At 40.2% G+C, this 17,611-nt stretch carries 15 protein-coding genes and 1 pseudogene; 13 read left to right on the forward strand and 3 right to left on the reverse strand.

The features are described 5' to 3' along the window. Positions 1-1,090 (forward strand): hypothetical protein (locus tag J7K40_05890; GenBank protein MCD6161928.1); only part of this gene is annotated, 1,090 nt, incomplete at its 5' end. Between the two features lie 108 nt (positions 1,091-1,198). On the opposite strand, the gene J7K40_05895 is transcribed toward J7K40_05890, so the two are convergent. Next, a complete protein-coding gene (locus J7K40_05895) occupies positions 1,199-1,669 on the reverse strand; it encodes an ATPase P (GenBank protein ID MCD6161929.1) in 471 nt (156 codons plus the stop codon). Positions 1,670-1,803: 134 nt separating this feature from the next. Between J7K40_05895 and purL the strand changes: the two genes are divergently transcribed. From purL to J7K40_05955, 12 genes are all read left to right on the forward strand, one after another. Beyond that, complete coding sequence (gene purL, locus J7K40_05900; GenBank protein MCD6161930.1) at positions 1,804-4,044, forward strand: phosphoribosylformylglycinamidine synthase subunit PurL; 2,241 nt, start codon at positions 1,804-1,806, stop codon at positions 4,042-4,044. A 155-nt stretch (positions 4,045-4,199) separates the two neighbouring features. Further along, positions 4,200-5,327, forward strand: a complete 1,128-nt coding sequence (locus J7K40_05905) for a hypothetical protein (protein ID MCD6161931.1) — start codon at positions 4,200-4,202, stop codon at positions 5,325-5,327. A gap of 87 nt (positions 5,328-5,414) precedes the next feature. Then, positions 5,415-7,448 carry a sulfatase-like hydrolase/transferase gene (locus tag J7K40_05910; protein MCD6161932.1) on the forward strand — a complete coding sequence of 678 codons (2,034 nt, stop codon included), beginning with the start codon at positions 5,415-5,417 and terminating at the stop codon, positions 7,446-7,448. A 44-nt stretch (positions 7,449-7,492) separates the two neighbouring features. Beyond that, positions 7,493-7,702 carry a hypothetical protein gene (locus tag J7K40_05915; protein ID MCD6161933.1) on the forward strand — a complete coding sequence of 70 codons (210 nt, stop codon included), beginning with the start codon at positions 7,493-7,495 and terminating at the stop codon, positions 7,700-7,702. A gap of 122 nt (positions 7,703-7,824) precedes the next feature. Continuing rightward, positions 7,825-9,342, forward strand: a complete 1,518-nt coding sequence (locus J7K40_05920; GenBank protein MCD6161934.1) for a PAS domain S-box protein — start codon at positions 7,825-7,827, stop codon at positions 9,340-9,342. Next, positions 9,314-11,242, forward strand: a complete 1,929-nt coding sequence (locus J7K40_05925) for a PAS domain S-box protein (GenBank protein MCD6161935.1) — start codon at positions 9,314-9,316, stop codon at positions 11,240-11,242. The genes J7K40_05920 and J7K40_05925 overlap by 29 nt, the downstream gene beginning before the upstream one ends. Then, positions 11,235-12,095, forward strand: a complete 861-nt coding sequence (locus J7K40_05930) for a response regulator (protein ID MCD6161936.1) — start codon at positions 11,235-11,237, stop codon at positions 12,093-12,095. The genes J7K40_05925 and J7K40_05930 overlap by 8 nt, the downstream gene beginning before the upstream one ends. After that, positions 12,088-13,419 carry a response regulator gene (locus J7K40_05935; protein ID MCD6161937.1) on the forward strand — a complete coding sequence of 444 codons (1,332 nt, stop codon included), beginning with the start codon at positions 12,088-12,090 and terminating at the stop codon, positions 13,417-13,419. Before J7K40_05930 ends, J7K40_05935 begins: the two co-directional genes overlap by 8 nt. Further along, positions 13,391-13,903, forward strand: coding sequence for a response regulator (locus tag J7K40_05940; GenBank protein MCD6161938.1), 513 nt, complete (start codon positions 13,391-13,393; stop codon positions 13,901-13,903). The genes J7K40_05935 and J7K40_05940 overlap by 29 nt, the downstream gene beginning before the upstream one ends. Position 13,904: 1 nt before the next feature. Then, positions 13,905-14,156, forward strand: coding sequence for a hypothetical protein (locus tag J7K40_05945; protein ID MCD6161939.1), 252 nt, complete (start codon positions 13,905-13,907; stop codon positions 14,154-14,156). Further along, complete coding sequence (locus J7K40_05950; GenBank protein ID MCD6161940.1) at positions 14,153-14,992, forward strand: HDOD domain-containing protein; 840 nt, start codon at positions 14,153-14,155, stop codon at positions 14,990-14,992. Before J7K40_05945 ends, J7K40_05950 begins: the two co-directional genes overlap by 4 nt. 45 nt (positions 14,993-15,037) lie before the next feature. Next, the gene (locus J7K40_05955) at positions 15,038-15,856 is read left to right on the forward strand and encodes a response regulator (GenBank protein ID MCD6161941.1); all 819 of its coding nucleotides are present in this window, start codon (positions 15,038-15,040) and stop codon (positions 15,854-15,856) included. Here J7K40_05955 and J7K40_05960 read toward each other — a convergent pair. Both J7K40_05960 and J7K40_05965 read right to left on the reverse strand, forming a co-directional pair. Further along, positions 15,851-16,675: pseudogene (locus J7K40_05960) on the reverse strand (IS4 family transposase). The gene J7K40_05955 and the pseudogene J7K40_05960 sit on opposite strands and share 6 nt — an antisense overlap. 314 nt (positions 16,676-16,989) lie before the next feature. Next, complete coding sequence (locus tag J7K40_05965; GenBank protein ID MCD6161942.1) at positions 16,990-17,178, reverse strand: hypothetical protein; 189 nt, start codon at positions 17,176-17,178, stop codon at positions 16,990-16,992. Between the last annotated feature and the right edge of the window lie 433 nt (positions 17,179-17,611).

Here is a 17,611-nt window from a genome sequence, read left to right on the forward strand (position 1 = left end):
ATCTATCACGTTGGGTATAAACCCAACACTTTCTCCAACAAATTCCCTTGCCATCAAAACACGCCCTGCTTATACTATCAAAAAACAATATCCGCAAAAGGAGGAAAATATGCCGCTGATTCTTACCCGTAATGATGTTATGAAAGTTCTCGAGATGTCGGACTGCATGGAGGTGGTCGAGAAAGCGTTTGTCGAGCTGGCTAACGGCACCGCTGTTTTGCCGCTTCGCATACCTATCACGCCGCCGGATGGGCTGTCATTGTATATGCCCGCCTATCTCAAGGAGCTTGGCGCCTTAGCCTGCAAGGTCGTAACAGTTTATAAGAACAACCCGAAAAAACACAACCTGCCCACCACAATCGGCAAGGTCTTAGTGCAGGACCCCGCCACCGGCGATGTTGTCTGCATCATGGATGGCGGCTATCTTACCGCAGTCCGCACCGGCGCAGTTAGCGGTGCGGCAACCAAGTATCTCGCTCGCAAGAATAAGGGCCAGACTGCCGGCATATTCGGCGCCGGCGTGCAGGCTAAGATGCAGTTATGGGCAGTGGCTATCGCCCGCGACCTTGCCAAAGCCTATGTCTATGATGTATCCGCAGAAGCCGCCGGTCAGTTTAAAAGCGAAATGAGCGGCAAGCTTAACCTTGAAGTGATAGTTGCAGATTCAGCTGAACAGCTTATCAAGGAATCCGATATAATCTGCACGGCGACATCCTCGCCAACGCCCATATTCGATGGCAATACCGTTAAAGAGGGCGCGCATATTAACGGCATCGGCAGTCATACCCCGAACGCCCGCGAGCTGGATACCGCAATTATCAAGAGGTCGAAATTCATCGCTGATTCATACGAAGCCTGCCTTAAAGAAGCGGGCGATATCATGATTCCGATACAGGAAGGCGCGATTGATAAGTCGCACATACATGCCGAACTGGGCGAGATTGTAACCGGCAAGAAACCTGCTCGCGCTGATGATAAAGAGATTACGTTGTTTAAATCCAATGGCTTGGCTATTCAAGATGTAGCCACTGCTAAGCTGATTTACGACAAGGCAATCGAGGCGAAAATCGGCGTCGAGGTTGATATTTAGCAAAAATATATTGCGTGTATTAATAGGGGCGTCCGCCATTGGCGGATGCCTCTTACACATTGAGATGCAATAGCTTACATCCCGCTTTTTACAGTCGTAAAAGCCTGTTTAATATCTCAATGTGGCGATTAATCTGTTAGGCTTATCCAGCAAATCCAAAGCATCGGTAATCGAAGTTGTCAGCAGGTTGGCGGCTGCTGCAGAATCAACGGCAACTCCCTCGGTTAAGCATATCGCAATGCCTATTATAGCTGTTTTAAGCATCAACCTGTCATTAACGCCATTGCCAATGGCAATAACATTTTTTGCGCCAAGCTTTTTAATATAGGCTTCCTTTTGAATATCCTGTTTTTCATCACCGAGCAATTGCAGTTTGCAGTTAACCCCCTTAAGCGCCTGCTTTGCCCGGCCATGAGTATCGGCGGTTAAAATATGGATATCGAGGTTTCGACTGAGCTGATTCAGCCTTTCGGCAACGCCCTCGACAAGGAAACCATCTATCGACAGTGTGCCTGAAAAATCACAGACCAAGTGTTTAAGCTGGGTTGTCCCGAATCCGGGTATTTTGATATTAAGCATGGTTGTAATATTAATAAATAAATTAACGAAAAGAAATAAAAATTCCTGCAGATTAAACTTTCGGATATTTCAGAAAATCTGGCGACAATTAAAAAATTGACATCAGAAATATTATATTCTATACTGAATGCCTTATGAAAGGAACAATTATGCAAGAGCCTGAAATCACCCCCGAACTTGTCATCAAACACGGCCTCTCTGAGAATGAATACGCTGATATTTGGGAGTTTCTTGGACGAGAACCAACATATACCGAGCTTGGTATTTATTCTGTTATGTGGTCGGAGCATTGTTCATATAAGAACTCGATTGCTCAATTAAAAACATTTCCCCGCACCGGCGGACGGCTTCTAACCGAGGCTGGTGAGGAAAATGCCGGTGCAGTCGATATTGGCGACGGGCTGGCGGTTGTTTTCAAGATAGAGTCGCATAATCACCCCTCGGCGATAGAGCCATATCAGGGAGCGGCTACCGGCATCGGCGGCATTCTTCGCGATATTTTCACTATGGGAGCGCGGCCGGAGGCTGCTTTCAATTCGCTTCATTTCGGCTCGCTCGATAACCCGCATGTACGCTATATTTTCGATGGCGTCGTTCGAGGCGCTGGCGATTACGGCAACTGTTTCGGCGTGCCCGATATAGGCGGCGAGGTAATTTTCGAACCTGCTTATACCGGCAACCCTCTGATTAATGTAATGGCTCTTGGTATTGCCAAAAAATCTGACCTGCTGTCCGCCACAGCCAAAGGCGAGGGCAATCTGGTCCTGATTGTCGGCGCGCGCACAGGCCGGGATGGCATCCATGGCGCAACTTTTGCCTCGGAGGAATTATCCGATGAATCTGCCGCCAAACGACCCTCGGTGCAGATAGGCGACCCCTTTACCGAAAAGCTTTTACTTGAGGCAACGCTTGAGATAATCAAAAAGAAACTGGCGGTAGGCATTCAGGATATGGGAGCCGCCGGCATAACCTGCTCTACCTCCGAAATGTCCGCTAAGGGCGGCTGCGGTATGGAAATCGATATTGATAAAGTACCCGTTCGGGAAGAGGCAATGACTCCCTATGAGATTATGCTTTCGGAATCACAGGAGCGGATGCTGGTTGTTGCAGAACCTGAAAATCTCAAGGAAGTTCAGAGTATTTTCAAGAAATGGGGGCTTCACGCCGCGGTAATTGGCAAAGTAATCCCAGAGGATATACTTCGGATATATACACAGGGACATATATGCGCCGAAATGCCGCCCGATTCATTAGTTCTTGGCGGTAAGGCGCCGGTTTATATCAGAGAACAAAAAAAGCCAGCCTATATAGATGAGCTGGCGGCTTTTGATCCATTAACATTGCCCGAACCCGATGACTACAATGAGACATTAAAAAAACTCATGGGCGCGCCTAATATCGCCTCTAAGCGCTGGGTTTACAAACAGTACGATACATCGGTTAGAACCGGCACGGTTAATGGTCCGGGCAGTGATGCCGCCGTTATCAAAGTGAAAAAGTCAGCCAAGGGTTTGGCTATTTCCACCGATTGCAATGGGCGGTGGTGCTATCTTGATCCGTATCAGGGTGCCATGCATGCTGTTTGCGAAGCCGCTCTTAATGTTGCCTGCTCTGGCGCCGAACCGGTGGCAATTACCAACTGCCTCAATTTTGGCAATCCCTATAATCCGGAGATGTATCACGCTTTCGCAAAAGCGGTTGCCGGTATAGGCGAAACATGCCGTATTCTCGAAACACCGGTAACCGGCGGCAATGTCAGTTTCTATAACGAAGATCATCAATATACTGTCTATCCAACACCGGTAATCGGCATGGTTGGCATACTTGAGGATGTCTCCAAGCGGCTCACCTCGTTTTTCTCGGATAATGATGGCGATATTATTGCTGTTATCGGAAAAAATAAGGGCGAACTTGGCGGAACAGAATATCTTAAAACCATTCACAGCAAAATCGCTGGAAAAATTCCCGAGATATCTCCTAATCAGGTAAAGAATGCTATAAATGTTCTGGTCGAATTAGCAGATAATGAACTGCTAAAATCAACCCATGATATTTCCGATGGCGGAATCGCAGTTGCCTTAACCGAGTGCTGTTTGAAAAATGAAATAGGGGCAGCTGTTTCGCTTATGTCTGATTTGCGCGGTGATGCTATGTTGTTTGGCGAATCAAGGCCGTTAGTGATTATTTCATTCGCCCAGACCAACCGGGAACAGATTATACAAATTTGCCAGGCTAATAATATTCAGCTTGAACTCATCGGTAAAACCGGAGGCGATAATCTGGTAATCGACAATCTAATCAATTGCCCGGTTTCGGAGCTTAAGGATATTTATGAATCAGCCATTCCTCAGATGATGGAAAAGATTAGTCATTAATTTAGCAACAACTTATGCGTAAAACGTAGAATATCTTGCCCCCTTTTTTTTCTAGAATTCTGATTACAAAGTTGTTGCCTTAAAAAGCTGTATTTATTATTATATTAGGTTATTATGGTATATGAAGATGGTAATTTTAAAGAATAGAGGATAGTATGTCACATGCATACACACCCGGTTTGCGGGTAACTAAAAAGGCAAGAATTACTAAAAAACGGATTTTGCCGCTTAAAGGCGATGTCATAGTTGCCTTAGGTGATAAGGTAACACCTGATGCAGTTGTGGCGCGTACGGAAATCCCCGGACCGGTTGAACCGATTAATGTAGCCAATATTCTTGGGGTGCCGCCTGAGGATGTTCTTGATGCGATGTTGAAAAAAGAAGGGGATTATGTCGAAAAGGGCGAGGATATTGCCAAGTCCAAATCGTTTTTCGGCATGTTTACATCGGCGGCTAAGGCTAAGATTTCCGGCACAGTCGAGAGCATATCACAAATAACAGGGCAAGTACTTCTACGCGGCGCTCCACAGCCAGTTGAGGTTAAAGCCTATCTCAGCGGTGAAGTTACCGAGATTTTTGAAAATGAAGGTGTGGCGGTTACAACTTGGGGCTCATTCGTGCAGGGGATTTTCGGTATTGGCGGCGAAACTCATGGTTTGATTAAAATGATTTCAGAATCCACAGCCGGGATATTAACCGAAAAAGAAATCGATGATTCATGTAAAGGATGTATAATTGTTGGCGGTGCGCTGGTTACAGCCAATGGCCTACAAAAAGCGATTTCGGTCGGTGCAGTGGGCATAGTGGTTGGCGGTTTCAATGATAAAGACCTGCGCGACTTCTTAGGCTATGATCTGGGAGTGGCAATCACAGGCAAAGAAGATAAGGGCATCACACTGGTGGTAACCGAGGGTTTTGGCGAGATGATGATGGCTCAGAAAACATTTGACCTCTTAAAATCCAAAGAAGGGCAGATGGCTTGTATAAACGGCGCTACTCAGATTCGTGCCGGCGTGATCCGGCCTGAGGTTGTATTGCCGATAAGTGATGATATTAACCAAAAAGATGATTCTATAAATAGAGAAAATGTCGGCCTTAGCATTGGCTCGCCGGTGAGAATTATCCGGGTGCCGTATTTTGGCAAACTCGGTAAAGTTTCCGATCTTCCCTCGCCGCTGCAAAAACTCGAATCCGAATCGATGGCGCGAGTCCTTGAGGTTGAATTCCAAGATGGCTCTAAAGCGGTTATCCCCCGCGCCAATGTGGAGGCAATTGAGGAATAACAGTATTTATAATATCTGCGACAATTACATGGGCGTTCAGCAAATCCTATGGGTATTGCTTTGCGCCCCTGTTGCTATTATAGTCCTATGATGAGCTTTCAACAGATAAAATCATCAATAATCAAATTTTTAAATCCGGATAAGCAAAAATTCTATCCGCCTAATATTGTTTTCTATTGGATTGCTGTTATATTATGGGGTCTTATTTACATGTCAGCGCTTCGTCTGATGTTTTTAATAAGACATTGGAATTATACTAATGAAATACCGGCAGCCGAGATTTTATATTCATTCCTTTATGGAGTAAAATATGATTTTGTCATAGTTGGGTATATTGTATTGCCGGTTTTATTAATAAGTATCCTGCCGTTTGTCGGTTTTGAACGGTCGAGACTGACCAGAAAGATATTTCAGCCTGTTTTATATGCATTATTTGCGATAGCTTTTTTGCTTGTCCTTATCGATATCGAATACTTTGGCGAGTTTTATGAGCATCTTGGGGTATGGTTTTATATCTACTTAAACACATTCGACCTCGTCTGGTATATGATTTACGAGAGTTTTCCGGTAATTTGGTATTTAATTGGTTGGCTGCTGCTGTCAGGGATTTTTATATTTATCGCTCAGAAATTTAACTGGCTTTTCCATCAACGGCAAAAAAGCAAGCCCGTTTTACATTTGTTATATGTGGTACTGCTGTTAGCAATAGTGGTTGCTGGCATACGAGGCAGCTTAACATTGGCGCCATTGGATTGGGCGACAGCTTATCACAGCAATCACTATTTCGCTAATGAGCTGACTCTTAACGGACCATATACATTAAGCAGAAACGTTTTCGAATACAATGATGATGTCAGTAAACATAATCCCTCGAAGTATCATTTTGTTGATAGCCGCGAGGCATTAAAAACAGTTCAGAAATTGGTTGTTCAACCATCCGACAGTCTTCTTGAACCCGAGCGGTCGCTTAAAAGACAAAAAAACGTCACCGGCATAAATAGACCGCCCCAAAATATCGTATTTATTATTATGGAAAGTTGGTCGGCTTCCTACATAGGTTCGCTTGGCGGAAGCTCTTCCGTATCTCCCTGTTTCGATAGCTTAGCTGAAAAAGGATTACTGTTTGAAAATTTCTACGCCTCCGGACTGAGGACAAACAGAGGGCTTTTATCGGTATTATGTTCGTTTCCATCGCTTCCCGGCAGAACCGTGATGAAACTTTATGGTTCCTCGCATCCGTTTCTATCGATAACCGAGATTTTAGATGAATATAATTATGGTTCATATTTCATCTATGGCGGCGATATTAAATTCGATAATATAGGCGGCTTTTTCAGGATGAAAGGGTTTAAAAATATCATCAGCGTTGATGATTTCAAAAGCAGCGACATCGCCAGCAAATGGGGCGTTCCCGACCATATAATGTTTGAAAAAGCTAATAGCGCTTTTACGGAATCATACCCCGAACCGTTCATCGGAGTAATACTTACCCTTTCAAATCACAAACCGTTCGCGCCTCTCGATAAGCAGTTTGAAATATTTCCTCCGAAGGTAAAATATGCCGACCATCTAAATGTTTTCTATTATTCCGACTGGGCTTTGGGTCAGTTTTTCAAGATGGCAGAAAAGGAAAAGTATTTTAATAATACTATATTTGTGCTGGTAGGCGACCATGGTCAGATTCTCGGTCATCCCAATAAAATATTGAAGAATTTCAGAATAGCGTCATTGATTTACTGCCCCGGTCGGGATGATATCAAGCCGCGCCGAATCAAAACCGTATGCGGCCAATGTGATTTACTTCCGACCGCGCTGGGTCTTCTAAATTTGCCGGTTATTCATGAAAGCTGGGGGCGTGATATTCTAACGCTTGATTCCACCGATGACGGTTTTGCGTTTATTGATAAGGGCGACACTTACGGCTGGATAGAGAATTCATATCTATTGTGGGAAAAAGCGAATGTTCAGACGCAGTTATATCAAATCGATGGCGATGATATAAACCAGATTGAAATGGACGATAGCTTGCATGAACTAACCGAGGATATGCGCCATAAGGGACAGGCGATTCTACAACTCGAGGTGGAGATGGTTCATAATGTCGGTTTGAAAAGGGATTAACGTTTGACAGCAAATCATATTAAGCGTCATTGCCATATTTCCGGATGAATCTTTCAATCCAAGCAGCACACTTGCCTTTAACCCGCATTATTCATAAAAAATATAAGAAAGTCATTGCTTCACCTCTGGCAGACGCCATAGGCGGAGCAATGACTAAGCTACACATTGCAGCATCACATGCTATGTTTATGAATAATCCGTGTCAAATTATTGTTTCAAAGTTTAACAAAATAATCATCACTACCATATATTAAGCCGAAAAAGGAATATAGGTTTTGATTGCTAATTTGTTACTTATTGAAAGGATATAGTTCTGTGCTATATCTGGATTTCAATAATTAAACCATGGATTTTGAAACAAGTAGAGTGACAAACTATGATAACAACAGATAACAAAAATACGATGAAACAACCGGTAATTGAAACAGATGAATATCTAAAACAAGATAACAGTCCGGAACGAGAAAATATTGAGTGTAAGCAGTTTGGAAATATTTTTGAATGGCAAAAAATCGAGTGGCTAACAGCTTTTGCTTTCTTTGCTTTTTGTTTATTTTTATGGGCTAATGAGTATTTTGATATAATTAACTTTCTGTTAAATAAGCCATTAACCCCTTTTAACTGGCCAGAGGCGCTTATTGAAACACTGATTATCGCTATCATCGGCAACTTTGTGTTAACGAAACTTAACCGCGATATCAAAGCGCGCATGCAAAAGGAAAAAGAATTCCTGCAGAAAGCTGAGAACGATTGGCGCGATTCATTCAACTCCTTAGAAGATATTATGATTATCATTGATAAAGACTACAATATAGAAAATATAAATGATAGCGGACTAAAAATTCTTGGCAAGAGCAGGAAGGAAGTAATAGGTAAAAAATGTTATAATATCGTTCACAATATCGAGAGTCCGGCTGATTATTGTCCTTTCAAGAAGACGCTGAAAACAAAAGCCATAGAACAAACAGAACAATATGAAAAGGTGTTTGGAAAATATTTCTCACTGAAGTGTTCCCCTGTCTTTGATGTAAACGGAAATATAGTGAAATGTGTAGAATTAGCGAGGGATATCACCAAACGCAAGCAGGCTGAAACAGAAAAAGGTGTATTGCATACTCAGCTTTTGCAATCGGAGAAGATGGCATCTATTGGGCAGCTTGCCGCCGGTGTTGCCCATGAGATCAATAACCCCGTAGGTTATGTTTATTCTAACCTCAATACTATGAATAAGTATCTCTGGAAGATACAAAAATATCTCAGCACTCTTGAAAACCAGGACTCCGAAGCTAAAGAACAATTTGATGAAATTATCACTGATTTTGGCGATGCTATAAGCGAATCACTTGAAGGCGCCGACAGAGTTAAAAAAATCGTTGCTGATCTTAAAAGCTTCTCACATGTCGATAAAGACAAAAGCGAACTTGCAGATATTAACAAAGGTTTGGAAAGCACATTAAATATCGTCTGGAATCAATTGAAATACACCTGCAAAGTCGAAAAAGAGTTCGGCAATCTGCCGGTTTTATACTGCAATATCAACCAGCTAAATCAAGTATTTCTAAACATCCTGGTTAATGCCGGTCAGGCAATCACCGGCAGTTCAGGCTTGATAAAGATAAAAACCTGGGCTGATGAAAAGAACATTTACATATCTATCATGGACAACGGAGCAGGAATCCCGCAGGAAAATTTGGAAAAAATCTTTGATCCTTTCTTTACAACTAAGGAAGTTGGCAAAGGCACCGGACTGGGTTTGAGTTTGTCATTTGAAATTATAAAGAAACACAATGGTAAAGTCGATATAAAGAGTGAAGTTGGAGTCGGGAGCGAATTTATTATCACCCTGCCAATAACGGAGGCTGAACATGAGCACAGTAAAAACCCAACAACCTGATAAGGCCGTAGAGTTATCAAAAAAACAAAGCGAATTATATGCGCAGATGATTGATAAAATTCAGGTCGGGATTGTGCTTATTGAACCTGAAACAAAAATTATCTCTGATGTTAATAATACTGCCGCCGAAATGATTGGCGCTCCAAAAGAACAGATTATCGGGAAAATCTGCCATGAGTATATCTGCCCGGCCGAGAAAGGAAAGTGCCCGATTACAGACCTTGGGCAGAAAGTTAACAACACAGAACGAACGCTGTTGACTGCTGATGGTGAAAGCGTACCTGTTCTCAAAACAGTAACTGCTGTTAGGCTTAGCGGTAAAGAGTATATACTGGATACTTTTGTTGATATTGTAAAACGCAAAAAATCAGAAGAGTTATCAAAAGAGAATGAAGAAAAATTTCGCGCCATATCCGATAATATTAATGATTCTGTAATTATGATTGATAATAACGGCGAAATTACCTTCTGGAATAGAGCCTCAGAGAAGCTGTTTGGCTACTTGCCTGAAGAGGCAATTGGCAAAGACTGCCATGAATTAATTGCGCCTAAAGTATATCATGAAGATCAGACAAAGGGTTTTTCAAAGTTTAAAAATACCGGAACCGGCGATGCAATCGGCAAAACATTGCGGCTAACCGCATTGAAAAAAGACGGCGCTGAATTTCCTGTGGAATTATCCATATCTCCCCTAAAAATCAAGAACTCATGGCATGCAGTCGGCATTCTCCGCGATATAACCACCGACATTCAAGCGCATGAAATTCAAGCTGAAATTATCACCCGGTTTACAACTATGATTAACACAGTTCCGTCAATGATGTATCTTAAAGATATTGAGAATCGCTATATGATAGTGAATAAACTGTTTTGCTTAAATGTTAGCAAAACCGTAGATGAAATTATCGGTAAAACCGATTATGATCTTTATCCTAAGGAGGAAGCTGAAAAGTATCATGTCGAAGATAAAAGGGTCATAGAAGAAAATATTGAAATCATCAATGAAGAAGTATTCGAAAAAGACAATCAGGGCGAAATACGATGGCTATCTAAAACAAAAATTCCCTTAGTTGATAATCAAAACGAGGTTAAAGGCGTTGTCGCCTTAATTCAAGACATTACCGAACATCATCGCAACCGTGACCAGCTTATACAATCGGATAAATTAGCCGCAATCGGAACTCTTGCCGCTGGAGTAGCTCATGAGATTAATAACCCCATTGGGTATATCAATTCAAACCTTAACACTATGGGGAAATATCTTAATAAGATAGTTAAGTTTTTCGATGACAACAAGGCAAAGGACAGTGAAGACAATGAGTATATCAAAGAAATAATAGATGATTTTAATAATGCCGTTGATGAATCAAAAGAGGGCACCGAAAGAGTAAAGAAAATTGTGGCGGATCTCAAGAGTTTTTCGCGAGTAGACCGTGCCGAAAAAGAGAACACGGATATTAATGACGGCATAAAAAGTACTTTGAATATTGTCTGGAATGAGCTGAAATATAACTGCAAAGTGGAAAAAGAGTTTGGCGATTTGCCCGATTTGTTCTGCATGCCAAATCAGCTAAACCAAGTGTTTATGAATCTCCTCATAAATGCCGGTCAATCGATTACTGATAAATCCGGTTTGATTAAGATAAAGACTTGGGCAGACGATAATAATATATATGTGTCAATAAAGGATAATGGCTGCGGCATATCGGAAAAAAGCCTTAAAAAGATATTTGAGCCATTTTTCACAACCAAGGAAGTTGGCAAGGGAACCGGGTTGGGATTGAGCCTGGTTTTCGATATTATTAAAAAGCATAACGGTAAAATTGACGTAAAAAGCGAAGTTGGCGTTGGCACCGAGTTTATTATAACATTGCCGTTGGAGGGTATTGAAGATGCTTAAACATACTCTGCTTCTTGTTGATGATGAACCTAATGTTTTAAAGTCGTTAAAAAGACTACTGATAGATACAGATTATAAAATTTTCACCGCCGATTCAGGCGAAAAGGGTCTGGAAGTATTTGATAAAAAACAAATCCATGTGGTAATATCCGACTATCGGATGCCGGAAATGAATGGTGTGGAATTCTTAAGCAAAGTTAAAGAGAAATCACCGGAAACAATTCGTATTATTTTAAGCGGTTACGCCGATGCTGTAGCGATTGTCGATGCTATAAATGAAGGCGAGATATATAAGTTTATAACCAAACCATGGAATGACCATGAATTTTTAACAACTATAATGAGAACATTTGAGCAATACGACCTTCAACACGAAAACGACAGGCTTTATTCCGAACTTCAAATAAGGAACCAGGAACTTCAGAAACTAACAAAATCCCTTGAGGAAAAAGTAGCTCAGCGAACCCGCGATCTCGAAATTAGAAACAGGGCTTTAATTGTATCTCAAAATATCCTCAGTTTACTTCCGGTGGGCGTATTAGGTATAGATTCTGATGGCTTGGTGGTTTATATGAATAAGGCGCTGAAAGATATTGTGTCTGTAAACGGATTATGTATCGGAAGTTTCGCAAGCGACATATTTGACGAGAAAGTTGTTGCGCTAATGGAAAAGGTTATTCAAGAACAAAAGCCAATTAAGGATACCTGGAATGGCGATAGTAATTTGCGTATGATTTGGATACCTTTACCGAAACAGGGAGGCGTCATCGGGCTTTTTGGTTATTTGGATGTTGAAAAAGCAGTAAATCATCATGCTGACAATAAAGAAGAAGCGAGGTCAATAAATGCCTGAAAAATTTAAACATACAGTTCTGCTTGTTGACGACGAGGAAGGCATTTTAAAGGCCTTACGAAGGCTGCTAAAAAACCTTGATGCCGACATAATAACCGCCAATAACGGCATTGAGGCTCTTGAAGTATTAAAAAACAATCAAATATCGCTGATAATCTCCGACCAAAGAATGCCGAAAATGACCGGCGTTGAATTATTGCATCACTCCCAAGACATCTCACCCGATAGCATACGGATTTTACTTACCGGTTATGCCGACATTGAAGCCACGATTGAGGCTATCAACAGCGGTGCGATTAGATATTATTTCAACAAGCCATGGGATGATGAAATTCTTCTTAGCCGCATCAAAGAATCGCTGGATTTATACAAGATGACCGTTGAAAATAAACGGTTGAATAAACTTCTGTTTAAGCGGAATGAAGAATTAAAACAGTTCAATAAAACCCTCGAACAAAGGGTCGACGAGCAAACGAAAGAGATTAAGCAGCAGCATGAAAAGTTGAATCAAAGCTTCATGGAAACTATTAAATCTTTCTCGACAATTATCGGTTTGCGTTTTAAGGAGATGGGCAGTCACTCTCAAAGAGTTGCAACATTAACTAAAAACCTTCTCGAAGGCTCTAACCTTAACCAGAAAGAATACCAGGATGTTATAATTGCCGCCTATCTGCATGATATCGGAAAAATAAGTTTGTCTGATAGAATTATGGTAAAAAACCTAAGCAAATATACCGATGCCGACTTGGAGGAGATTAGAAAGCATCCTATACTGGGACAGAGCTGCGTTTACAACATTTACGGGTTTGAAGAAATTGGCATAATAATCAGACATCATCATGAAAACTATAATGGCAGCGGATACCCGGATAAAATAAAAGGACTTAAAATACCATTTGGTTCAAGAGTTATCCGTATCGCTGATGCCTTCGATAGACTTGCATTCGATAAAGCTTATCCGAATCTGGATATTTTAAACAGAGCGGCCGCTCATCTGGTTAAATATTCAAGCTCAAAATACGATCCCGACCTGGTTAAGAAATTCATTGAATTAGGATTGGCAAGAAGATTCCCTCTTAAAGATATCTCAGATGCTATGTTAGTGAATGCGCAGGAGCTTAAGGTTGGCATGGTTGTAGCCTCCGATATTACCGCGGACAGCGGTATGTTTCTTTTGCCAAAAGGCGTAAAATTATCAATGGGTATGGTTAAGCGAATACAAAAAATCGATAAAGTCGACCCTATAAGCAATGGTATATGTGTTTATCGAATGATAAAGAACAAAGGGGAAAAACATGAGCCGGTTCAAGATATTATTGGTTGATGATTCTCCAAATATGCTGAAAGCTCTGAAGAGAACTTTTAAATCAGAAGGGTATGAGCTTTTTACCGTTCTTTCGGCAAAAGAGGCATTGGAGGTTCTCAAAAAGGAAGATATTGATCTTATAATTTCTGACGAGAATATGCCAGAAATATCAGGTACAGAACTATTAAAACTGGTCAAGGTACAATACCCATTGATTATAAGAATTATGCTTACCGGCTTGGTTAATTTTGAGGTTGTAAAAAATGCTATTAATAAAGGTGAAATATACAGGTTTTTCAACAAGCCATGGGATGATTTCGAGCTGCTTTTTAATGTCAGGCATGCTCTAAAACAAAAAGTGCTGGAAGAGGAAAACAGTCAATTGAAATCGAACTTAAAACAACAGGAAAAATATCTCCGACAGCTTGAAATTGAGTATCCGGGCATTTCCGAGAAAAAAATGTCTGCGGATGGTTCAATAATTATTGATAGCGAGAGTTAAGATGGAAAATAGCAAAAAATTAGAGGCCGGCATGGCTATACCTGATGACCTTAACAGCCCTGAAAAAGCAGCAGTCAAGATACAGGATGAAAAGATTCTGGTGAATAGTGAGGATTCAGATATCAATCAGCATATAGATAAGTGCTTGTCTATGGTTATTCACCATGAGGAAGTACAGCAAATTGTTGAAATAATAAAAAAAGTTCACAAGGAATTTAATTTAAGTAATGAAAAACAGGATAAGCAACCATGACTACGGTTAAATCCATATTAGCTAAACAAATAAATCTGCCGTCGCCGCCGATAATTATACAGAAGCTTCAAAGCCATATCACTGAAGAGGATGTGAACAATAAAGAATTAGCGGAGATTATTGAAACGGATGCATCATTTACCGCCAGAATATTGAGGTTAGTAAATTCGCCTTTTTACGGTTTTGTGGGAAGAATTAAATCTGTTGAAGAAGCCATTACTATGCTTGGATTTAATACTGTGCATCAGCTTTTACTGACAACATCCATGCTTAATACTGTTAAAGTCGAAAACAAAATCATTGATTTAAACAAATTCTGGCTTCATTCATTTAGTGTTGGCGTTATGGCTAAACATCTTCTTTGTAAGGCTGATAAAGACATTCAAAACGAAGGATTCATGGGCGGAATATTGCATGACATCGGCCGCATGATTTTTGTTAAAATGGATCCGGATAGATTCATATCATTCTATACACAAGAAGACAAAGTGATAGACCTTGAATCCGAAGCGGAATATTTCGATATTAATCATCAGGAATTGGGCAAAATATTAGCTGAAAAATGGAATTTCCCCGAAAGTATTTCAAGTGCTATCGCTTACCATCATTTTCCCGATGAGGCGCCAGATTATCAGCTTTTGGCATCAGCAGTCAATATTGCCGATATGCTTTGCCATGCGCTCAATATCGGCGACAGCTTCAGTTATTACATAACTGACTTTTTTCCATCGGCATGGGACAGACTTAATATTGAAATGAACGAACTTGAAACGGTGTTTAAAGACGCTTTCAAGGAAATAGATAAATCAAAAATTCTCATGGGCATGATGAATTAATCTTAAGCATATTAAGTATAATTTAATCAAAGTATATATAATGTTATGCATGTAAGCAATATTATTGCTGACCAGAAACAAAGCGCTGACCGAACATCCTCAGTAAAACATACGCTGTTATTCGTTGATGACGAAGTTAGAGTGTTAAAGGCGCTAAAGAGAGTTTTCGTTGATGATGACTATAAGATTCTAACTGCCGAGAATGGCAAAGCGGCGTTAGAAATATTAGCTGATAATAGTGTGAATCTTGTCGTTAGCGACTATTCCATGCCGGGAATGACGGGCATTGATTTGCTAAAAATAATCAGAGAAAAATATCCTGATACTATAAGAATCATGCTAACCGCTCATTCTAATACTGATATTGTTATGGGCGCCGTAAATGATGGAGCGGTTTATAAGTTTATTAACAAACCCTGGAATGATGATGACTTAAGTCTCTCAATCGAGCTGGCCTTAGCGCAGTTCGATTTAATCCGGGAAAATAAAAAGCTTAAAAGAGTTGCCCAAAAGCAATTAACCGAGATAAACAGACTAAAACACTTTACCGGCATTGACTATTCTCCCTTAAGCTCTATTCTCATCGATAAAGGGGTGCTTTTGCCGGGTCAGCTTGAAATAGTTGAAAAGTATCGTAAGCAAAATAATACGATTCTTATCAGGTCTTTGATTGATCTGGGCATGGTTGAGGAAGAAAGCCTTCTAAAAGTTATTCAAGTGTTAAGCAAAACAGATTTCATATCTTTTCCGGAGTTCCGGTTAGATGAGGATTTTTCAAAATTGCTTCCCCGTGATGTTTGCGAAATAGGATGTCTGGCGCCGGTGCGAAAAGAGAATAAGACAATTACTGCTGTCCGGTTATAAGTCAAACAATAACAATTGGTTATTGTTATTATCTGTTTGGGGGTTGCAGTCAATGTTTGTAAGTACTTGTAAGATATCAAGTTTCTCAAATACTGTGATGCTTAAAATCTGTAGAATTGTGTAGAGACTTTTTTCGATTTTTGATTGTTTTTTGATAATTGCAATTAGTACATACACTGAAACAGCAATCCATACTTGAGTTTTTACTGCATTCTCTGAAGTACCAAAGAATGTTTTTATTCGCAAATGTTGTTTTATCCATTTGAAAAACAATTCTACTTGCCAGCGATATTTATAGAGTTGGGCAATAACAAGAGATGGCAGTGTGAAATTGTTTGTAATAAAAACAAAAAGCTTATCAGTTTCAACATCATAATATTTTATGCGGCGAAGTTTTTCCGGATAATCTTTTGACGATTCAATGCCTGTAACAACAATTATTTGATCACATCGCAAGCCCGTGGACTTGTCCACAGTCTGAGAATAGAGGCGGCGATATTTGAAATTCTTTTTTGCTCGAACAACGAAGAATGCCCGGTATAGATGTATAAGAAATAAACGAGCGAAATCGATATATCCTCGATCCATTATATAAAACGATTCTGCTTCTGGAATAAGAATGTCGAGGATATTAACATCGTGCACTTTTCCATCTGTAATTTCAATGAACACAGGGATATTCCATCGCAGATCGATAAGTGTATGAAGCTTCATTGCTGCTTTGTTCTTTCGAAATCGTGCCCATGGAAATAAGGTAAGGCATAAGTCTATAGTAGATGAATCAAGTGCATAAACAGTATTGTCTAATTTGTGAATATTGGAATGACTAAATTATAGAAGTTGCTTCAAATCGATTACACTATTTTTAAGCTATAATATTCTTACTGATAATATGTTGCATTGATTTATTTCCCAAACAACCGGACAGTAGTGATCTTTATAATAAACTTCAACGGAAGTCTCATAACTGTTGTCATCAAAGTTGCGGAAATAACCCAGCGATGTCTGATCGGATATTCCGGGTTTCACTAAATTGGTACTTGGCTGCCATATATCAAAAGGAGTTATGGCGGTAGAAGTTGACAACAAATGCAGATACTGCCGGTTTCGCGTATAGAACAGCTTCACAGAACTTACGTCATCCAATAAAAATTGATGCCTAAGCGCGGCTCAAGACCGCCGCAATATTTTATCAATTTTTTATTTGAATAACTTGTAGAATCGGCTGCATCGCCATTGCTGTCAAAAATATAGACAGTACCCGGTCCCAAGACTCTAAACTCCGAATATCGTGTTCCATAATTGATTTTAACGTTATCCATTATGTCAAATTCATGGGAAACATAAAGCGCATTTTCGAGAGCATATTTTTCTTCAATTTTTTCCGAATTTGAGTGTATTTTCGGTATTGATAAAATATTGAAAATCCTCTTTAATATTAAAATCTTCTATCGAGGAGGTCATATTTATTGACTCATCCCCATAATCAATACTCACCACATAATTGTAATTGCTATATATTAATGATGAATTTAAAAATATCTTATCATTAAAGAGTTGATTCCATCTAATGGCAGCGGTAGTATTACCCTAATCAAAACCAAATTCATCATTGAAGCTAAAAATGTCTCTGCCAAGATAGCCGGAAAGGAAAATGCGATCACTTGGTCCAAGGCGATAGTTTGTTTTCATGTTTAAATCCACTACTGTCCGGCTTTTTTATAGAGTTCTTAAAATAATACCCAACAATCGAAG

It is taken from the genome of Candidatus Zixiibacteriota bacterium (genome assembly GCA_021159005.1).
Taxonomy (GTDB): domain Bacteria; phylum Zixibacteria; class MSB-5A5; order UBA10806; family 4484-95; genus JAGGSN01.

Excerpts from the sequence above, each read along its gene's own strand:
- J7K40_05910 (MCD6161932.1), top strand. The coding sequence starts at position 5,415 with ATGATGAGCTTTCAACAGATAAAATCATCAATAATCAAATTTTTAAAT.
- J7K40_05965 (MCD6161942.1), bottom strand. The coding sequence starts at position 17,178 with ATGGATAACGTTAAAATCAATTATGGAACACGATATTCGGAGTTTAGA.
- J7K40_05925 (MCD6161935.1), top strand. The coding sequence starts at position 9,314 with ATGAGCACAGTAAAAACCCAACAACCTGATAAGGCCGTAGAGTTATCA.
- J7K40_05905 (MCD6161931.1), top strand. The coding sequence starts at position 4,200 with ATGTCACATGCATACACACCCGGTTTGCGGGTAACTAAAAAGGCAAGA.
- J7K40_05950 (MCD6161940.1), top strand. The coding sequence starts at position 14,153 with ATGACTACGGTTAAATCCATATTAGCTAAACAAATAAATCTGCCGTCG.
- J7K40_05930 (MCD6161936.1), top strand. The coding sequence starts at position 11,235 with ATGCTTAAACATACTCTGCTTCTTGTTGATGATGAACCTAATGTTTTA.
- J7K40_05935 (MCD6161937.1), top strand. The coding sequence starts at position 12,088 with ATGCCTGAAAAATTTAAACATACAGTTCTGCTTGTTGACGACGAGGAA.
- J7K40_05940 (MCD6161938.1), top strand. The coding sequence starts at position 13,391 with ATGAGCCGGTTCAAGATATTATTGGTTGATGATTCTCCAAATATGCTG.
- J7K40_05895 (MCD6161929.1), bottom strand. The coding sequence starts at position 1,669 with ATGCTTAATATCAAAATACCCGGATTCGGGACAACCCAGCTTAAACAC.
- purL (MCD6161930.1), top strand. The coding sequence starts at position 1,804 with ATGAAAGGAACAATTATGCAAGAGCCTGAAATCACCCCCGAACTTGTC.
- J7K40_05955 (MCD6161941.1), top strand. The coding sequence starts at position 15,038 with ATGCATGTAAGCAATATTATTGCTGACCAGAAACAAAGCGCTGACCGA.
- J7K40_05945 (MCD6161939.1), top strand. The coding sequence starts at position 13,905 with ATGGAAAATAGCAAAAAATTAGAGGCCGGCATGGCTATACCTGATGAC.
- J7K40_05920 (MCD6161934.1), top strand. The coding sequence starts at position 7,825 with ATGATAACAACAGATAACAAAAATACGATGAAACAACCGGTAATTGAA.
- J7K40_05915 (MCD6161933.1), top strand. The coding sequence starts at position 7,493 with ATGAATCTTTCAATCCAAGCAGCACACTTGCCTTTAACCCGCATTATT.